General features: G+C 34.2%; 2 protein-coding genes. Both read right to left on the bottom strand.

The genetic code is table 11. The annotated features are described in order from the left end of the window. Positions 1–237 precede the first annotated feature (237 nt). Positions 238–888, bottom strand: a complete 651-nt coding sequence (locus J2S13_RS16805) for an SMI1/KNR4 family protein (protein ID WP_307258973.1) — start codon at positions 886–888, stop codon at positions 238–240. Beyond that, positions 885–1505: hypothetical protein (locus tag J2S13_RS16800; protein ID WP_370874061.1), on the bottom strand; the 621-nt coding region annotated here is incomplete at its 5' end. The genes J2S13_RS16805 and J2S13_RS16800, both read right to left, overlap by 4 nt.

Genomic DNA, 1505 nt, shown 5'->3' with positions numbered 1-1505 from the left:
CTTAAGCAAACGAATAGGAAAATCAAAACATTAATTCAAAGTCAACTCGAACAGTGGATCGCTGGCCTTCCTAATTATATCAAGGCTTATTTGCCGATATCACTCTGCGAAAGTTGAGTTGATTATATAAGACACACACGGAACCAATAGCAATTTTTCAACAATATTATTTTGAATTAATAATTGTATTAAACGGTTCTTAATTCAAATACCCTCTATTTTAAGCCCTAAAATCAGTTAATCAGTACTAGATATTTTCAATATATCCCCTAATTCACCTAACAGTTCTATGTTTTTTAAAGCCAACTCAACAGGTATGTCTTTCATTAACACGAATGGTAATTGTTTTGATCCTTTTAATAAGTCAAACAATCCCTTTTTGATGATAAATACCTCTTGTATTTTCTTTAAATCCATAGCCCCTCCTACTGGTGGACTTACCAATATAAGATTACACAGTTTTTCCTTAAACACTTCCTGTTCTTCGTCCACACAGTCAATATCTATCGCTCCGTCATTTATCCACTGTATAAAATTCTCACTTACTGTGGTTGCATAATTCGGATCCATAATCCCCGAATCAACTTGTACTAACTCTGTTGCGTTTTCATTTGCAGTCATTAACAGTATTTTGCCTCCACCATTACTTCCTACAGCAACATAACCCTTTGCATATTCATGGACTTCATATGTTTTATTCATTTCATCTATTATATCCACTCCAAATATAACGACTCCATTATCGGACACAAAACCATTTGTATGCTTTAGTAATTGTTTATAAGCATTAGGGAGTACTAATCCCATTTCCTCTTCAATTTTTTTAATTTCATTTTCATCAACTGGAGAATATAATTCATAAGTCGACAATTTTTGAACATTTATCATTTAAATCCTCCTAATCCATCAAAGTATCTAAATGCTTCTCGCATTACTTTTTTTGCTACTTTTAAATCTACACCCGCTTCAATCATTTCTTTATAGCTAATATTAAATTCATATATTATATCCGTACTAAAACCTTCATTCCTTCTTCTAGCTCTTTGAAGAGCGGATATTATAGCATGTGGTTCACCAGAGGTAGATTTGAGTAATATTGATGGTGCTTGTCGACTGCTATAATTATTACCGCTTGTTTTAGCCCATATCTTAGCCCATTCATCTTGTATTGCGTGATGCGCTTGTACCAATCCATCATTTTTGGTATTCCGAAAACCTAGAGCACGATTCTTATTTGGACTCATTTTTTTATACAAGTCAACATCTTCAACAATATAACCTCCATTTTTAAGTTGACTCCTAGTGGACCTTTGCGGAAATGCAATACCGGCCCTTTCATTAATATTAGCATGGAGCTGTTCAGAAGTTAATTCGCCATATTTCCCTCTCAAATATTCTAATCTGGATTCTCCCGTACCCTTAGTAACTCCCCTTACACGGTCATCCTTCACAGAAAATGCTTGCTGATTAATCTCCCGAAGAGTTTTTGTTTCAACTCCATAGAT

Source organism: Oikeobacillus pervagus, assembly GCF_030813365.1.
GTDB lineage: Bacteria > Bacillota > Bacilli > Bacillales > DSM-23947 > Oikeobacillus > Oikeobacillus pervagus.
Note: the sequence above shows the minus strand (reverse complement) of the source record. Positions and strands in the feature narration are given on the sequence as shown.